Source organism: Nonomuraea sp. NPDC052129 (assembly GCF_040680095.1).
Lineage (GTDB): Bacteria > Actinomycetota > Actinomycetes > Streptosporangiales > Streptosporangiaceae > Nonomuraea.
The window spans coordinates 161,962-177,564 of the sequence record NZ_JBFAVX010000017.1; the positions used below are offsets into that span (position 1 = coordinate 161,962).

Consider the following 15,603-nt stretch of genomic DNA (forward strand, 5'->3'; position numbering starts at 1 on the left):
CCTGTGGTCCCGTCAGGCTGCCGTGACGGACGTCCGCAATCCCATCAGGTGCGCCATGTCACCAGCGCGTCCAGAGCCTCCACATGGGACCCCCTGACCAGCAGCGGGTTGATCTCCAGCGACTCCAGGCGGTCCCCCAGCGACTCCGCGAACGCCGCCACCCGCGCCACCACCTCGGCCACCGCGTCGAGGTCGGCGGGCTCGCCACCCCTGACGCCACGCAGCAACGCGGCCCCGCGCAGCTCCGTCAGCGCCTCCCGCACCGAACGGGCGTCCACCGGCAGGATCCGCAGGGCCGTGTCACGCAGCACCTCCACCCAGATCCCGCCCAGTCCCACGGCCAAAGTCAGGCCCCAGGCGGGATCTCGCACGACGCCCACCAGCAACTCCACCCCGCCGTCGCGCTGCGGCTGCACCAGGGCGGCCGCCTCCCCGGCCAGCGCGGCGACCACGTCGCGGTACGCCAGCCGTACCTCCTCAGGAGAGGAGAGTCCCAGCCGCACGCCGCCCAGGTCGCTCTTGTGGCCCAAGCCCTCGGCAGCGGTCTTGAGCACCACCGGGAACCCGAACCGCTCCGCCGCCGCGACCGCCGCCGCCTCATCGCCCACCAGCTCCGACGGCACGACGGGCACCCCAGCCGAGGCCAGCAGCGCAGCGGCGCGATGCTCCCCCCACACCCCGACCGCCCCGACCAAGGCCGCCTCCTCACTCGCGAGGGCAGGCGCTCCAGCCGAGGCCGGGTCGGCGAGGGCGCGGGTGTGGGCCGCCGACCAGCGGACGGCCGCGCCGATCGCCGACATCCCGTGCTCGATCCCGCCCACCACGTACGGAAACCCGGTCTCCTCCTGCACCGCCCGGCCGAACTCCGTCACATCCGTCAGCACGTTGCTCACCACCACGACCGGCACCGGCGACTCGGCGATCCGCCGGGCGCTGGCCGCGTACAGGGCGAAGGCCGGAGCGGGGTCGGCCGGCGCGACCCGTGGCGGCTCCGACAGCAGCATGACCAGGTCGATCCCCGGATCGGCGGTCACCGCTTCCAGGGCCCGGCCCAGCAGCGTCCGGTCGATCAGCACATAACCGGTCACGTCGAGCGGGTTCTGCACGGTGCCGAAGGATGGGACGATCTCCGCCAGCCGCGCCACCGTCGACGGCGCGAACGGCGGCAGCTCCAGGCCCTCGTCCTCGGCCCGGTCGGCGATGATCTCCGACGCGCCGCCCGACGGCGTGACGACGCCGACGCGCCGCCCGGGCAGCGGTCCCACGGAGGCGAGCAGCCCCGCCGTGATGACCAGGTCCTCCAGGGACCGGACCCGGATCACGCCGAGCTGCCGCAGCGCCGCGTCGATGACGTCGTCGTCCCCCACCAGCGCGCCGGTGTGGGCTTGCGCCGTGTGGGAGGCGAGCCTGCTGCGGCCGATCTTCAGCGCCACGATCGGCTTGCCCGCCAGCAGCGCCCGCCTGGCGACGCGGGAGAACTCGGCCGGATCCCGGATCGTCTCCAGGAACAGCGCGATCACCTTCGTGGCGGGATCGTCCACGAGATGGTCGACCACGTCGGTGACGCTCACGACCGACTCGTTGCCCATCGAGGTCAGCAGGCTGATGCCGACGTTGCGGGCCTGCGCGAAGCCGAGCACGGAGCTGGCCAGCGCGCCGCTCTGCAGCACCACGCCCACCGATCCGCGCAGCAGCGGCTGGGGGATGGGCAGTCCGTACGGGGTGATGCCGGCGGCGGCGTTGATGTAGCCGTTCCCGTTCGGCCCCAGGATCGTCAGATCATTTTCCTCAGCAAAAGCCGAAATTTCCGACTCCAGCCGCGCACCCTCAGGCCCCGCCTCCCCAAAGCCCGCCGTCAGGATCACGTAACACCGGATCCCCAGCTTGGCCCCCTCCCGCAGCACCCCCAGCACCGCGCCCGTCGGCACCATGACGTAGGCCAGGTCGATCGGCGCGGGCACCTCGGCCAGGCTCCGGAGGGCGGGCGCGCCGTGCACGGTCCCGCCGCGCGGATTGACCAGGTGCACGGGCCCGGCGAAGCCGTACGTACGCAGGTTGAGCAGCGTGCTGATCGACCACCCCGACTTGTCGGTGGCGCCGACCAGCGCGATGGATCCCGGGTTGAACAGCGCCTCTACCGACATGTCACTTCCCAACGGTCACTCCCCGATAGTGCCCAGACGGGCGTGTCCCTTGATCAGATTGCGAGCGATCGTACGGCGCTGGATCTCGTCGGTGCCCTCGAAGATGCGCAGCAGGCGCAGCTCGCGATACCAGCGTTCGATCGGCAGCTCCTTGGTGTAGCCCATGCCGCCGTGGATCTGCAGCACCCGGTCCACGACCTGGTTGGCCATGATCGCGCCGTTGAGCTTGGCGATCGACGCCGCGTGTCGGGCGTCCAGGCCCTCCTGCACCCGCCAGGCCGCGTACAGGGTCAGCCACTTGGCCGCCTCGATCTCCACCTGCGAGTCGGCGATCATCCACTGGATCGCCTGGTACTCGGAGATCGTCTGCCCCATCGACTTGCGGATCTTGGCGTAGTCGATGGCCATGCCCAGCATGCGCTCGGCCGAGCCGATGGCCCGCGCCGGGATCATGTAGCGGCCCTGGCCGATCCACTGCATGGCCAGCTCGAAGCCCTTGCCCAGCTCGCCGAGGATGTTCTCCTCGGGCACCCGCACGTCCTGGAACACCAGCGACGCCGGGCCCCATTCGCCCATGGTCGGGATCGGCTCGGACGTCCAGCCCATGTCGCGGTCGACCAGGAAGCAGGTCACGCCGTACGGCTCGGCCACGGCGAACACCATGACGAAGTCGGCCTCGCTGCCGCCGGTGATGAACGTCTTCTCGCCGTTGATGATCCACTCGGCGCCGTCACGGACCGCGCGGGTACGGATGTTGCGCGCGTCGGAACCCGCGCCCGGCTCGGTGATCGCGAAGCAGGAGCGGCGCTCGCCCTCGATCGTCGGGAGCAGGTAACGCGCCTGCTGCTCGGGGGTGCCCGCGTAAAGGATGTTGTCGGCGCTGCCGCCGAACATGAACGGGACGAAGGTTCTGCCCAGCTCCATGACGATGATCGCGGACATGACCGGGCCCAGCGCGGCGCCGCCGTACTCCTCGGGGGTGTTGATCCCCCAGAAGCCCATCTTCCTCGCCCTGGCCCGCAGGTCGCGCAGGACCTCCGGGGCAAGCGCCGGGCGGCCCTCGCGTTCGTTGCGCAGGACCTCCGGCTCCAGCGGCATGATCTCCTTCTCGACGAAGGAGCGTACGGTGTCGCGGATCTGACGCTCCTCGGCACTGAGCGAGAAGTCCATGGCCGCCTCCCCAATTTCTAGAACGTTCCTCTAGGAAGCCAGTCGGGACGCATTCCTGTCAAGAATCAAATTCTAGAATTCGCCCCGGTACGATAGGACCCATGGCACGGAAGTCGTCGTGGGAATGGAGCCGTACGGCCCAGACCCGCCAGAGCATGCTGACGGCGGCTCGCGAGGTCTTCAGCGAGCACGGTTTCGCCGAGGCGAACGTCTCCGAGGTCGTGGCCCGCGCCGGCTCCAGCGTCGGCAGCCTCTACCACCACTTCGGCGGCAAGACCGAGCTGTTCCTCGCGCTCTACGAGGATCACCAGGCGGCGCACGAGGAGGCCGCGGCCGCCAGCGTGTCGCGGGCCAAGCAGGCGGGCGTCCATGACCCCGTCGAGCTGCTCATCGCCGGGGCGCGGGCCTATCTCGCGGGCGCGTGGGAGCGGCGCGACCTGGTCCGGCTGTTCATCGACGGCGACGGGCCGCCGGGCTTCGAGCTGGTCCGCCGCACTCGGGGCCGGGAATGGGTACGCCAGAACGCCGTGCTGCTCGGCGCGGGCGCCGACCCGCTCGACCGGTTCACCGTCGCCGCGCTGACCAGCATCATCGGCGAGGCGGCCCGCGAGGTCGCCACCAGTGACACCGAGGACGCCGCCCGCGAGGTGATCGAGGCGGCGATGACGCTGATCCGCCGCCTCGACCCGCTAAGGGTCCTGGCAGAAGGCTGACCACCCCGACCTCACGACGCGCACCACGTTCAGCTCTCCCGCTAAGAGATCGGTCAGCTCTCCCGTCGTCCAGGGATCTGGCCGTTGGTCAGCGCGTTGGGCGCGGCCTTGTCGACGAGAGCGGGGATGACCGCGCCCAACTCGGCCGGGTCCCACCGGCCGCCCTTGTCGACGGCCGGACCGGCGTGCCAGCCCTCGGCCACGCTGATCACCCCCGCCCGTACGTTGAACACCCGCCCGGTGATCCCCCTGGCCTCGGCGCTGGACAGCCAGACCACCAGCGGCGCGATGTCGTCGGGGTCGGCGCTCGATGAGCCGGCGCCGGTCGGGACGAGGTTCTCCGTCATGCGGGTGAGCGCCGCCGGGGCGATCGCGTTCACGGTCACGCCGTAGCGCTCCAGCTCCTTGGCCGCGATGACCGTCAGGCCCGCGATGCCGGCCTTTGCGGCGCCATAGTTGCCCTGCCCCGGGTTGCCGTAGATGCCGGAGGACGAGGTGGTGTTGATGATCCGCGCGTCCACCCGCTCCCCGGCCTTCGCCTTGGCCCGCCAGTAGGCCGCCGCGTGCCGCAGCGGCGCGAACGTCCCGCGCAGGTGCACCCTGATGACCGCGTCCCACTCCTCGGCCGTCATGTTGACCAGCATCCGGTCACGCAGGATGCCCGCGTTGTTGACCAGCACGTGCAGGTCGCCGAAGCGGTCGACGGCCGCCTGGATCAGCCGGGCCGCCCCGTCGAAGTCGGAGACGTCCTCGCCGTTGACGATCGCCTCCCCGCCCAGCGCCTCGATCTCCTCGACCACCGCGGCGGCGGCGTCCGACGAGCCCGTGCCGTCGACCTCCGCGCCCAGGTCGTTGACCACGACCTTCGCGCCCTGCCGGGCGAACTCGAGCGCGTGACCGCGCCCGATGCCCCTGGCCGCGCCCGTGACGATCACCACGCGACCCTCGACGATCCCGCTCATGTCGCACCTCGATCCTTGACTGCCCGCCGATGCGAACTAGATTCTAGTATTGAAATCTAGAAAGGACAGGCCCCGTGGTGACGGTAGTCGAGGAACGGGAGCAGGTCCGGTACGCCTGGCGCACCCTGTCGGTGGTGAGCCTGGCCAGCGTTCTCACCGGGCTCGGCGGCAGCGCGATCAACGTCGCCCTGCCCGAGATCGCCAGGAGCACCCACGCCGACGCCACGGCCGCGAGCTGGATCCTGCTCGGCTTCCAGCTGACCAACACCGTGCTCATGGTGGTCTTCGGCCGGCTGGCCGACATGTTCGGGCGGCGCATGCTCTACCTCTGCGGGCTGGGCACCTACACGCTCGCGGCGCTGCTGGCCGGGCTGTCGCCGGACGCCTGGACGATCGTCGCCCTGCGGGTGTTACAGGCCGCCGGCGCCGCCATGCTGATGACCAACAGCGCCGCCCTGGTCACGGACGCCTTCCCCCGCGCGCGGCTCGGCGAGGGGATGGGCGTCTATGTCGCCTCGTTCTCGATCGCCCAGCTCGCCGGGCCCACGCTCGGCGGCCTCCTGGCTGAGCAGCTCGGCTGGCGCTGGGTGTTCTGGTACAACGTGCCGCTCGGGCTGGCCTGCCTGGTGTGGGGCGCGATCGTGCTGCGACGGGTCGAGTCCGCCGGGCGTGATCGCGGTCTCGACCTGCCGGGCAACGTGCTCGTCCTGGTCACCCTGGGTGGTCTGCTGCTGGCGCTGTCGGAGGTGACCAGGCTCGGCTGGGGCCACCCGCTGATCCTCGCCGGGCTGGCCGCCTTCGTGCTGGGGTTGCCGCTGTTCGTGGTCAGGGAGCTCAGGGCCGCTCACCCGGTCGTGGACATCGGCCTGTTCCGGGATCGCGGCTTCGCCTTCGGCACGCTGGCGTCGTTCCTCAACTCCGTCGCCCGCGTGGGGCTGGTGTTCCTCGTCGCGCTCTACTTCCAAGCCGTGCGCGGCGACGACCCGGTGCGCGCCGGGCTGAAGGTGCTGCCGCTGGCCGCCGCGGGGATGATCGGCTCGGCGGGCTCGGGCCTGCTGCAGCGCCGAATGAGCCCGCGCACGCTCGCGGTCGCCGGGGCCGCCACGACCACCGCCGGGCTGTTGCTCCTGCTCTGCATGATCTCGTCGAGCGTCCCGTACGCCACGGTCGCGCTCGCGCTGGTGCTCATCGGACTCGGCTCCGGGGTGTTCCTGCCCTCCAACACCACCGCGATCCTGGACGGCGTGCCCTCGAACCGGCTGGGCATCGTCAACGCGATGCGGCTCATGCTGCAGAACACCGGCGTGGTCGTGGGCACCGCGCTGACGCTGTCCATCATCACCGCGCCGCTGCCCGCCGCGCTGCATGACCGGGTCTTCGCCGGCACGCTCTCGCGGGTTTCCGGTCTCGCGGTCGAGCAGCTCGTCACCGGCTACCGGTGGGCGCTCGGGTGCACGGTCGCGATCTCGGTCCTGACCGTTTTGGCCTGTACGGCCCGGCGCAAGGCCACCTGACCGGGACGGGTACGGTGGCCTGCGTGGTTGAACATTCCCTCGCCCAGCGGCATATCTTCCCCCGAATGGTGAGATTTGCGGACATCGACTCACTTGGGCATGTGAACAACGTCCGCTTCTTCGACTATCTGGAGGACGCCCGGCTGGGGATGCTCCACATCGATCCGTACAAGGCGGGTGACGCCCCCTTCAAAGGGCTCGTCGTCTCCCGGCACGAGATCGACTACCTGCGCCCGCTCGGCTTCCGCCCCGAGCCGGTCCGGGTGGAGACCTGGGTGACCGAGATCAGGCCGGTCCGATTCACGCTGGAGTACGAGATCCGCGACGACGAGGAGCTGTTCGTCCGGGCCACCTCGGTGATCGTCGCCTACGACGTCGAACGCGCCGCACCCCGCAGGCTCACCTCCGACGAACTCGGCTACCTGCGGCGGTTCATGTCGGCATGAAGCGCTGGCTGATGCTCGGACTGGGGGTCAACGCGCACGCCTGCGTCACGCTGGGGCTGTTCGGGCTGCCGCTCGTCATGCCGGATATCCAGCGATATTTCGGTGTCTCGCTGCCGGTCGCCGGGGTCATCGGCAACGCTCCCGGCTTCGGCATCCTGTTGTCCCTGGTCGCCTGGGGCATGCTGGCCGACCGGCGGGGCGAACGGCTGGTGCTCGGCGTCGGCGTCGGGCTGGCCGCCGTGCTGTTCGCCGCCCTGGCCTTCGTGACCGAGATCTGGGCGGTGGTCCCGCTGCTCGCCCTGGCCGGGGCCATGGGGTCGGCGGCCATGGTCGGCGGCGGCCGGATCGTGCTGCGCTGGTTCGAGCCGCCGGAGCGCGGCGTCGCGATGGGCCTGCGCCAGGTCTCCTACACCCTTGGCATGGCCGTCGCCGCGTTCGTCCTGCCGCCGATCGCGCGGGCCCACGGCATCTCGGGGGTGTTCATCGTCTGCGCCGGAGTCAGCTTGCTCGCCGCCGTCCTGGCCGCCCTCTTCCTGGCCGAGCCGCCGCACGCGATCTCGGGCGCCCGTACGGCACCGGCCGCCTCGCCGTACCGGCAGCCCGCGCTCTGGCGGGTGCACGCGACCAGCGCGCTGCACGTGGTGCCCCAGATCGTCGTCAGCACGTACGGCGTGGCCTGCCTGGTCGGCGTCTACGGCTGGGACGGCGTACGGGCGGGACAGCTCTTCGGCGTGGCGGCGATCGGCGGCGCGGCGGTGCGCATCGCGGTCGGCCGCTGGTCCGACCGGAGCGGCCTGCGGATGGCGCCGCTGCGGCTGCTGACGTTCGGCTCGCTGGCCGTGCTGGCCCTGCTCGTGCTGGGCGCGGTCACCGAGTCCTGGCTCGGCCCGGCCATGCTGGCGCTGGCCGCGGTGATCACCGTGGCGGGGAACGGGCTCGCTTACCTCTCGGCGGGCGAGCTCGCCGGCCCCGGATGGGCGGGACGGGTGCTGGGCACCCACAACACCATCCAGAACGTCGTGTCCCTCGGCGTCACACCGCTGGCCGGGCTGCTGATCACGGCCACGGGCTACTGGGCCGGGTTCGCGGCGGGGCTGGCGTGCGCGCTGATCTCGCTGCCCGTCATCCCCACGCGCGGCGAGCGCCACGCCACCGCGGTGCCGGAGGAGGCCCGCCCGTCAGGCTGACGTACGTAGCCAGACGGCGGTGTCGGGCGGCAGCAGGTCGCCGTCGAGCGGCCCGCTGGGCAGCAGGACCCCGTCGTGCGGCGGCAGCCGCACCGGCTCGGCGCCGCAGTTGAGTGCGCAGATCAAGGACCCGCGGGTGAAGAAGAGCGCGCCTTCGGGGGAGTCCAGCCACTCCAGCGTGTACGGCAGCGAGCCCACCAGCTCACGGCGGCAGGCCAGGGCCCGGCGGTAGAAGGACAGCGTCGACCCCGGATCGGCGGCCTGGGCCGCCGCGCTGAGTGCCCCGAACGCGGCCGGCTGCGGCAGCCACGGCGCCACCCCGTCGGGGGAGAACCCGTACGACCCGCCGCCGGCCGTCCACGGCAGCGGCACCCGGCAGCCGTCGCGGCCGACCAGTTCGCCCTTCGACTGGATGAAGACCGGGTCCTGCCGCGCCTCCGGGGGAAGATCCTTCACCTCAGGGAGTCCAAGTTCCTCCCCCTGGTAGAGATATGCCGACCCAGGGAGGGCCAGCATCGTGAGCAACGCCGCCTTGGCCCGCATCAGACCCGTGCCCGGATCGGCGGTGTCGTAGCGGGTGCGGTGCCGTACGACATCGTGGTTGGACAGCACCCACGTGGCGAACGGGACCGCGGCCAGCGTGTCGTCGATGACCTTCTTGAACGCGGTCGCCGACCACGGCGCCTGCAGCCAGGCGAAGTTGAAGCTCTGCTGCAACTCGTCGGGGCGCACGTAGAGCGCCAGGTCCTCGGGGCTGTCCGTCCACACCTCGCCCACCGCCATGCGCTCACCGGGATAGCCGTCGAGCAGTTTGCGCCAGGACCGGTAGACCTCGTGCACCTCCGGCTGGCCCCAGATCGGGGAGACCGACTTGAACGACTGGTCCTGGATGTCGGGCAGCCCCCACGCCTTGTACAGGCCCATCGCCACGTCGATGCGGAACCCGTCGACACCCTGGTCGAGCCAGAACCGCAGGATGTCGAGGAACTCCCGGTGGATCTCGGGGTTGCGCCAGTTGAAGTCCGGCTGGGCGGGGGCGAACAGATGCAGGTAATACTGCCCGTCCGGCAGCCTCGTCCAGGCCGGGCCGCCGAAGGTGGACTGCCAGTTGTTCGGCTCGGCGCGGAAGAGGTAGCGGTCGCGGTGCTCGCCGCGCAGCGCGGCCTGGAACCAGGGGTGCTCCGAGGAACTATGGTTGGGCACCACGTCCACGAGGACCTTCAGCCCGAGCCGGTGCGCGTCGGCGACCAGCGACTCGAAGTCGTCCAGCGTCCCGAACAGCGGGTCGACGCCGCGGTAGTCGGCCACGTCGTAGCCGCCGTCCGCCATCGGCGAGGGATAGAAGGGGGTCAGCCAGATCGCGTCGACCCCGAGCTCCGCCAGGTACGGCAGGTGCTCACGCACTCCGGCCAGATCGCCGACGCCGTCTCCTGAGGCGTCGGCGAAGCTGCGAACATAGATCTCGTAGACGACGGCATCACGCCACCAGGGGATGTCCATGGGGCGGTCATGCCCGCTATGTCGGAGAGTTCACCATGCTGTGCGCCGCGTAGACCAGGTAGTCCCAGAGCTTGGTCTCCTGCTCCTGCGGCAACTCCAGCGACTCGACCGCGTCGCGCATGTGCCGCAGCCAGGCGTCGCGCTCGGCCTCGCCGATGACGAACGGGTTGTGCCGCATCCGCAGCCGCGGGTGCCCGCGCTCCTGGCTGTAGGTGGTGGGGCCACCCCAGTATTGAATGAGGAACCCCCGCAACCGGTCTTCGGCCCCGGTGAGGTCTTCCTCCGGGTAGAGCGGGAGCAGCAGCGGATCCTGCGCGATCCCCTCATAGAAGCGGTGTACGAGTCGCCGGAAGGTCTCCTCGCCGCCGACGGCCTCGTAAAAGGAGGTTTCAGTCACCGTACAAGCCTATGCGGTGGCGACCATGGGGATGCCCGCGGCGTCGAGCGCGGACTTGACCTGGAGCCTGAGCTCCCGCGCGACCTGCGCCTGCTTGGACGGCAGCGTCTTCGCGGAGATCCGGAACACCACCGAGCTGTCGGACAGCTGCTCCACGCCGAACACGGAGGGCTCCTCCACGATGAGCGTCTCGCGGAAGTCGGTGTCGGCCCAGATCTCCTCGGCCACATGCTCCAGGATGGCGCGGACCGTGGTGACGTCGGTGTTCCAGGCGACGGGGACGTCGAGGTAGGCCCGCGACCAGCCCTGCGACTCGTTGCCGATGCGGGTGATGGTGCCGTTGCGGATGTACCAGACGCGGCCGTCGGCGTCACGCAGCCTGGTGACGCGCAGGGTGACCGCCTCGACGGTGCCGACCGCGGCGCCCGAGTCGATCACGTCGCCCACGCCGTACTGGTCTTCCAGCAGCATGAACATGCCCGCGATGAAGTCCTTGACCAGCTCCTGCGCGCCGAAGCCGATCGCCACGCCGAGGATGCCGACGCTGGTGAGCAGGGGAGCGATGGGGATCGTCAGCCGGTCGAGCACGGTCAGTACGGCGGTGCCCATGATGACGATCGAGGCGATGTGCTGCAGCACCGAGCCCATCGTCTCGGCGCGTTGCTTGCGGCGCTCGTGGAGCAGGGCGTCGATGCCCTCGGTCGCGGCGCCGGACCTGCGGAACCGGCCGGTGATCGAGCCGCCGGTGGCGGCGCGGCTGACCACCCGGATGATCAGGCGCTTGGCGACGTTCCGCACGACGAGGGCGAGCGTCAGGATCAGGACGACCGTGATGAGCGTGGCGATGAGCGGCGCGAGGAAATCCACCGGGATCAAGGTTTGCAGGAACCCGCAGATGACCTTGTCCTGCCCACAGACCTCACCCACATCGCTGATCATCTTCAACGGGTCCAGGGGACTCGGTGGAGGAGTGGTAGGCGTTGCCAGCAGGAACACTGGTTGGGTCCCCTTCCGGAAGCGGTTCGGGCGACGGACTTTTCGAGCGGAACGCTCAAAAAGATACCGCCGACCGAACCGGCCGCAGTCACATCACGCCGGGGAAGACGGGGACATCAGGCCCCTTGGGCCGCGGAGGGCGAGGCCTGACGCTCCGGTGACGTACGGCTCGGCTGGGACACACACCCGGAAGCATGTCCCAAGCCGTTTCCGGGAGGGGTCCCCCGAACACCCTCCAGGCGGACCTGGAGGGCATCTCCTGTGTACGGCTGGCTCGCCGTACAAGCACGAGTCCCGCGAGAAGCGGAACCGGCGGGATGGCCAGAGCCCCTGCGGTGTGCAGGAGACCCTCCGCACCGACCACCCCGCCGGCTCCGAGAAGCCGCCATGGATGCGGTGAGCCGTGGTGGCTGCGCTCCACCCGGACCACCGCGTCATCATTCCCCCACGGCGGCGAGTACGCGTGCGACCTTGGTCGCCGCACCAGCCGGGTCGTCGGCCGTATGCATGCGCTCACCCCAGGACCAGCAGTACCACCAGTCCGGAAGCTCAGCGACCGCAGTGGGCCGGCAGGTGACGCTCTCGGTCAGGCTGGTCGCGTTCGGGTTGATCACCCGGACGAACATCCGCCCGTTCTGGGTCCGAACCACTCGTGCGAGCAACCCACGAGCGTCGAGTTCCGACACCAAACGCTCCAGGTGCCCGAAGTTGTCGTCCCCCACCTTTCGTCCCTCCCTTGAATCGTTGCTGGTGGGCCAAAGATGACTCAAGTCAACGGACTGCGCAACGCGAGGTTTCTGCTCACGGGGCGCCGGTTCTCACTCATAGGTGATAAGAAACAGTCCGCCGGAGGACGATCCTTAACCGGAACCTCCAAGAAGGCGTTTCCAACCCCTCATCAATGCGCCATAGTCATTGGTAGGCGCAGCGCGACCTTAACGCTACGCTCAGTTAGCAGTTTCGGACCGGCGGGACTTGCGTGAGAGGGGCCGGGATGTCCGGCAGGCAGCACAGAGAGACGGAGATGGCGCGGCGGATCCGGGCCAGAGGGCTCGCGACCGGGCGCACCTCCGCTCAGATCGCTGAGGAGATCCACGAGCACTGTGGACCCCAGTTCGGCACGACCAGGATCAAGGGACATCGCCTCTCGCACGGCATCGCCCTGGCCGACGTCATCGAGCAGGTCAGAGCCCTGTTCGAGCGCGATGGCAAGACCCAGCCCGGCATCGGCGAAACTCTGCTGTCCGCCTACGAGAGCGGGCTCAAACGGCCCGGCCCCGAATATCTCCACTACCTCTGCACGGTCTACCGGGTCGAGCCGGGCGCGCTCGGTTACGAAGGGCCGTGCATCTGTGGCCACGGCCACCGGATGCCCGGGGTGGTCGCCGCCGACGTCAAGGAGCGGCTTCCCGCCGCGAGCCCGCAGCGCGAGCTGCTGGTGCCGCCGGAGAAGACGACGCCGGCCCCCTCCGACGAGGAGGACGAGAACATCCTGCGCCGCACGCTGCTGAACATGCTGTCCAAGGGCCCCCAGGCCGGCCAGTTCGAGGGCCCGGTGCTGGGCGCCTGCGAGGGCATCAGACGGCGGATGGACGCCATGCTGGTGTCGGCCACCGTCTCTCCCGCCATGCTCGATCAGTGGGAGGAGGCCACGCTGGCCTTCGGGCGCCAATACACCACCACCGCGCCGCTACGGCTGCTGTGCGACGTGCTGCTCGAACTCAGCTCCGTCCACAGCGCCATGTCCTGCCGCCAGCCCATCGACCTGCAGGAGCGCCTGTGCCGCATGGCCGCGCAGCTGTCCGGGCTGAGCGGCATGATCATGATCAACCTCGGCGACCACCGGCTGGCCCGCTCCTTCTTCCGCACCGGCCGCACGGCCGCCGACGAGACCGGCGACCGCGCGCTGCGCGCCTGGGTGACGGCTCGTGAGGCGCTCGTCCCGCTCTACTACGGCGACGCCCGCGAGGCGCTCAACCTGGCCAAGAAGAGCCGCGACCTGGCCGGCCAGACACCGTGCGCCGCGCAGGCGATGGCGCCGGTCGTCGAGGCCCGCGCGCTGGCGATGATCTCGGGCGTCGACAGTAAGAAGGAGGTCGTCGACCAGGCCAAACGCGCTCTGGCGCGGGCCAGGAACGCTTTCTCGCACATGAAATCGCACGAGCGTGAGGACATGGCCTTCGGTTACACCGAACGGCAGCTCTACTTCTACCAGGGCGACGTGCTCACGAAGCTCGGACAGACCCTCGAAGCCGAGGTGGTGCTCGACCAGGCACTCGACAAATATCAAGATCACATCATCGACCAGACGCTGATCAGGCTGGACCGCGCACAGTGCCGCCTGATCGAGGGGGACGTCGATGAGGCCATCGCCATGGGCAGGGCGGCGATGCGCCTGCTCGGCCCCGAATACCGCACCGATTTCATCATGCGCCCGGCTGTCGCGCTCGCACAGGCGATCAAGGCGCGCGACGCGAATCATCCCGACCTGGCCGCGTTCCTGGAGGAACTGCGTCCTTCTGAGCTGGCCACCGGGGAAGGGAGTGCATGAAGCTGAAGATCCGACGTTATCGTTGGTCTGACCTCGACACCATCCTCGCCCTGCACCGGATCTCCCTCGCCGAGGTGGGACTGGCGCCGGGCGACGGTGTTTACTACGACGACGACTTCCCTCGCATCCAGGAGCTCTACCTGGCGTGCGGCGGTGACTTCCTCGTCGGCGAGCTCGGCTCGCGGGTCGTGGCCATGGGCGGCCTGAGACCCATCGACTCGCAGACGGCCGAGGTGTGCCGGCTGCGGGTCCATCCGGGCTTCCAGCGGCGCGGGTTCGGCGCCACCATGCTGCGGGCCTTGGAGAAACGGGCGGTGGAGCTGGGATTCCACCACGTCCGCGGAGACACGACGCTCAACCAGGGGGCCGCCCTGGCGCTGTACGAGCGCCACGGCTGGCGGGAGATCGCCCGGCGGCAGGTCGGCGACCTCGTCGTCGTCTATGGCGAGAAGCGCCTGGTGCCGGAGGAGGATGACCTCCGGCGGGTCGTCGAGTCGGCCGACGCGCTCGAATCGTAGTGCCATAACCCTGTGCCTGCCCGGGCCGAAGTGCGCGGGCAGGCACACTCCGTAGTCGCGAGGTCGGTCCGGGCGAGCGGATGTGACGGAAATGGTGCTCTGGAGACTCCTGCGGATAGGGATGTACGCACCCGCGGGTGAGGCTCGTTCCTCTCGGTGGTAGAGGAACATCACCGGCTGCTGCCTGTACACCGATGGCTGCTGATTGTAGTGAGATGCTTTTTGGCATGGCCGTTGTGCCCGCTCCCCGGCCCCTCCTGGGAGCCGTGCTCCTGTTGTTCGTCAGCGCCGCCTGGGGGTCGGCGTTCCCGCTGATGAAAGATCTCATCCTCCGGTTACCTGTCGAGGATCTGCTCGCCGAGCGATATCTCCTCGCGGCGCTCACCCTCCTCCTGCTCCGGCCGCGCAGCCTCCGGCGCCTGCCGCGGAGGACCTGGGTCAACGGGGTCATCCTGGGGGTCATGTTCGGCGTCGGGCAGTGCGCCCAGGCCATCGCGCTCGACAGTCTCCCGTCGGCGGTCTCGGGATTCGCCGTCGGGTGCAACGTGGTCATCACCCCGATCCTGGCCCTGGTGGTGTTCCGGGCCAAAGTGCTCAGCCGGGTCTGGGTGGGCGTGGGACTCGCCTTGGCGGGCATGACCGTATTCACGTTGATGCGCGGCACGGAGGGCCGGGAGATCTCCTTGCTCGCGCTCGGAGTGACGCTCGGTGCCGCCGCTCTCTACTCCGGTCACACGCTGTACCTCTCGCGGCTCTCGGGCGGCGAGAAGGTCTTCGACGCCTACGCGCTCACCGTCATCCAGCTCGCCACGATCGGCGCCATGGCCGGCGTGCTGGCCGTGCGCGGCGGGTTCGCGGTGCCGGCCACCCTGTCCGACTGGGGGATACTCGCCCACCTCTCCGTCGTCTCGTGCGCTCTGGGCTTCCTGGCCCGCTCGTACGGCCAGGCGCACGTGCCGGCCATCCCCAGTGCCGTGCTGATGTCGTCCCAGCCACTCTGGGTGACGGCGATCGCGGTGATCTGGTTCCACGAGCAGGTGGGCCTGAGCATGATCGTGGGCGGCGGGCTGATGGCGGCCGCGATGCTGCTGGCCGTGCCCAGCAGGGGCTCGCCGCGAGAGGTGGGCGACCGGGCCCTGGTCATGGTGACCAGGAGGGCCAGGAGGGTGCTGGCCGACCTGAAGATCAAGCGGGACGATCCGCTGAAGCTGGAGCGGCGCGCCGTTTCGTACCCCGCCAAGACCGCCTGTACGCGCCCCGAGGCGTGCCCGTGGAACGACCGTTCGCACAAGGGGGCGAGGGAGCCCAGCCTCGATCGGCTGATCGAGCAGGCCACCGACATCGTCCGAGCGAAGAACCTTTCTCACGACGGTTGTCCATCGGATGGTCTCGTCGGCCGTTGTTTGTGCGCGTTGGTCGAGGAATCTGGACAGAAGAGGTCGGTGTCAATCTCCCGCTGGTTTCGGTCCCAATAGGCCCCTAATCGCAGTCAAAAAACCAGGGGT

The 15,603-nt window shown here is 69.7% G+C and carries 14 protein-coding genes; 7 read left to right on the forward strand and 7 right to left on the reverse strand.

Features of this window, described 5'->3' with window-relative positions; all coding sequences use genetic code 11:
* Window positions 1-44: 44 nt before the first annotated feature.
* Together AB0L53_RS32610 and AB0L53_RS32615 are read right to left on the reverse strand one after the other, a co-directional pair.
* Window positions 45-2,144, reverse strand: a complete 2,100-nt coding sequence (locus AB0L53_RS32610; protein ID WP_364002056.1) for an acetate--CoA ligase family protein — start codon at window positions 2,142-2,144, stop codon at window positions 45-47.
* Window positions 2,145-2,159: 15 nt separating this feature from the next.
* Entirely contained in the window at window positions 2,160-3,314 is a 1,155-nt protein-coding gene (locus AB0L53_RS32615) for an acyl-CoA dehydrogenase family protein (protein WP_364002059.1), read from the reverse strand.
* Between the two features lie 101 nt (window positions 3,315-3,415).
* Between AB0L53_RS32615 and AB0L53_RS32620 the strand changes: the two genes are divergently transcribed.
* Complete coding sequence (locus AB0L53_RS32620) at window positions 3,416-4,027, forward strand: helix-turn-helix domain-containing protein (protein ID WP_357953572.1); 612 nt, start codon at window positions 3,416-3,418, stop codon at window positions 4,025-4,027.
* 53 nt (window positions 4,028-4,080) lie between these two features.
* Here AB0L53_RS32620 and AB0L53_RS32625 read toward each other — a convergent pair whose 3' ends face one another.
* On the reverse strand, window positions 4,081-4,989 hold the full coding sequence (locus AB0L53_RS32625; RefSeq protein WP_364002063.1) for an SDR family oxidoreductase: 909 nt from the start codon (window positions 4,987-4,989) through the stop codon (window positions 4,081-4,083).
* Window positions 4,990-5,063: 74 nt separating this feature from the next.
* On the opposite strand from AB0L53_RS32625, the gene AB0L53_RS32630 reads away from it, so the two are divergent.
* From AB0L53_RS32630 to AB0L53_RS32640, 3 genes are all read left to right on the forward strand, one after another.
* The gene (locus tag AB0L53_RS32630) at window positions 5,064-6,503 is read left to right on the forward strand and encodes an MFS transporter (RefSeq protein WP_364002066.1); all 1,440 of its coding nucleotides are present in this window, start codon (window positions 5,064-5,066) and stop codon (window positions 6,501-6,503) included.
* A gap of 65 nt (window positions 6,504-6,568) precedes the next feature.
* Complete coding sequence (locus tag AB0L53_RS32635) at window positions 6,569-6,949, forward strand: thioesterase family protein (RefSeq protein ID WP_357953568.1); 381 nt, start codon at window positions 6,569-6,571, stop codon at window positions 6,947-6,949.
* The gene (locus AB0L53_RS32640; RefSeq protein WP_364002069.1) at window positions 6,946-8,136 is read left to right on the forward strand and encodes an MFS transporter; all 1,191 of its coding nucleotides are present in this window, start codon (window positions 6,946-6,948) and stop codon (window positions 8,134-8,136) included. The genes AB0L53_RS32635 and AB0L53_RS32640 overlap by 4 nt, the downstream gene beginning before the upstream one ends.
* On the opposite strand, the gene AB0L53_RS32645 is transcribed toward AB0L53_RS32640, so the two are convergent.
* The 4 genes from AB0L53_RS32645 to AB0L53_RS32660 form a co-directional block, all read right to left on the reverse strand.
* Window positions 8,128-9,636, reverse strand: coding sequence for an alpha-amylase family glycosyl hydrolase (locus tag AB0L53_RS32645; protein ID WP_364002072.1), 1,509 nt, complete (start codon window positions 9,634-9,636; stop codon window positions 8,128-8,130). The two genes, AB0L53_RS32640 and AB0L53_RS32645, sit on opposite strands and share 9 nt — an antisense overlap.
* Before the next feature lie 16 nt (window positions 9,637-9,652).
* Window positions 9,653-10,033, reverse strand: coding sequence for a globin (locus AB0L53_RS32650; RefSeq protein WP_357953563.1), 381 nt, complete (start codon window positions 10,031-10,033; stop codon window positions 9,653-9,655).
* A 9-nt stretch (window positions 10,034-10,042) separates the two neighbouring features.
* Complete coding sequence (locus AB0L53_RS32655; RefSeq protein WP_364002076.1) at window positions 10,043-10,972, reverse strand: mechanosensitive ion channel family protein; 930 nt, start codon at window positions 10,970-10,972, stop codon at window positions 10,043-10,045.
* Window positions 10,973-11,466: 494 nt separating this feature from the next.
* Window positions 11,467-11,751 carry a hypothetical protein gene (locus AB0L53_RS32660; protein ID WP_358544845.1) on the reverse strand — a complete coding sequence of 95 codons (285 nt, stop codon included), beginning with the start codon at window positions 11,749-11,751 and terminating at the stop codon, window positions 11,467-11,469.
* 302 nt (window positions 11,752-12,053) lie between these two features.
* Between AB0L53_RS32660 and AB0L53_RS32665 the strand changes: the two genes are divergently transcribed.
* From AB0L53_RS32665 to AB0L53_RS32675, 3 genes are all read left to right on the forward strand, one after another.
* Complete coding sequence (locus AB0L53_RS32665; protein WP_364002079.1) at window positions 12,054-13,580, forward strand: XRE family transcriptional regulator; 1,527 nt, start codon at window positions 12,054-12,056, stop codon at window positions 13,578-13,580.
* Window positions 13,577-14,098, forward strand: a complete 522-nt coding sequence (locus AB0L53_RS32670; protein WP_364002082.1) for a GNAT family N-acetyltransferase — start codon at window positions 13,577-13,579, stop codon at window positions 14,096-14,098. Before AB0L53_RS32665 ends, AB0L53_RS32670 begins: the two co-directional genes overlap by 4 nt.
* A gap of 227 nt (window positions 14,099-14,325) precedes the next feature.
* The gene (locus AB0L53_RS32675; RefSeq protein WP_364002085.1) at window positions 14,326-15,573 is read left to right on the forward strand and encodes a DMT family transporter; all 1,248 of its coding nucleotides are present in this window, start codon (window positions 14,326-14,328) and stop codon (window positions 15,571-15,573) included.
* Window positions 15,574-15,603: the final 30 nt, after the last annotated feature.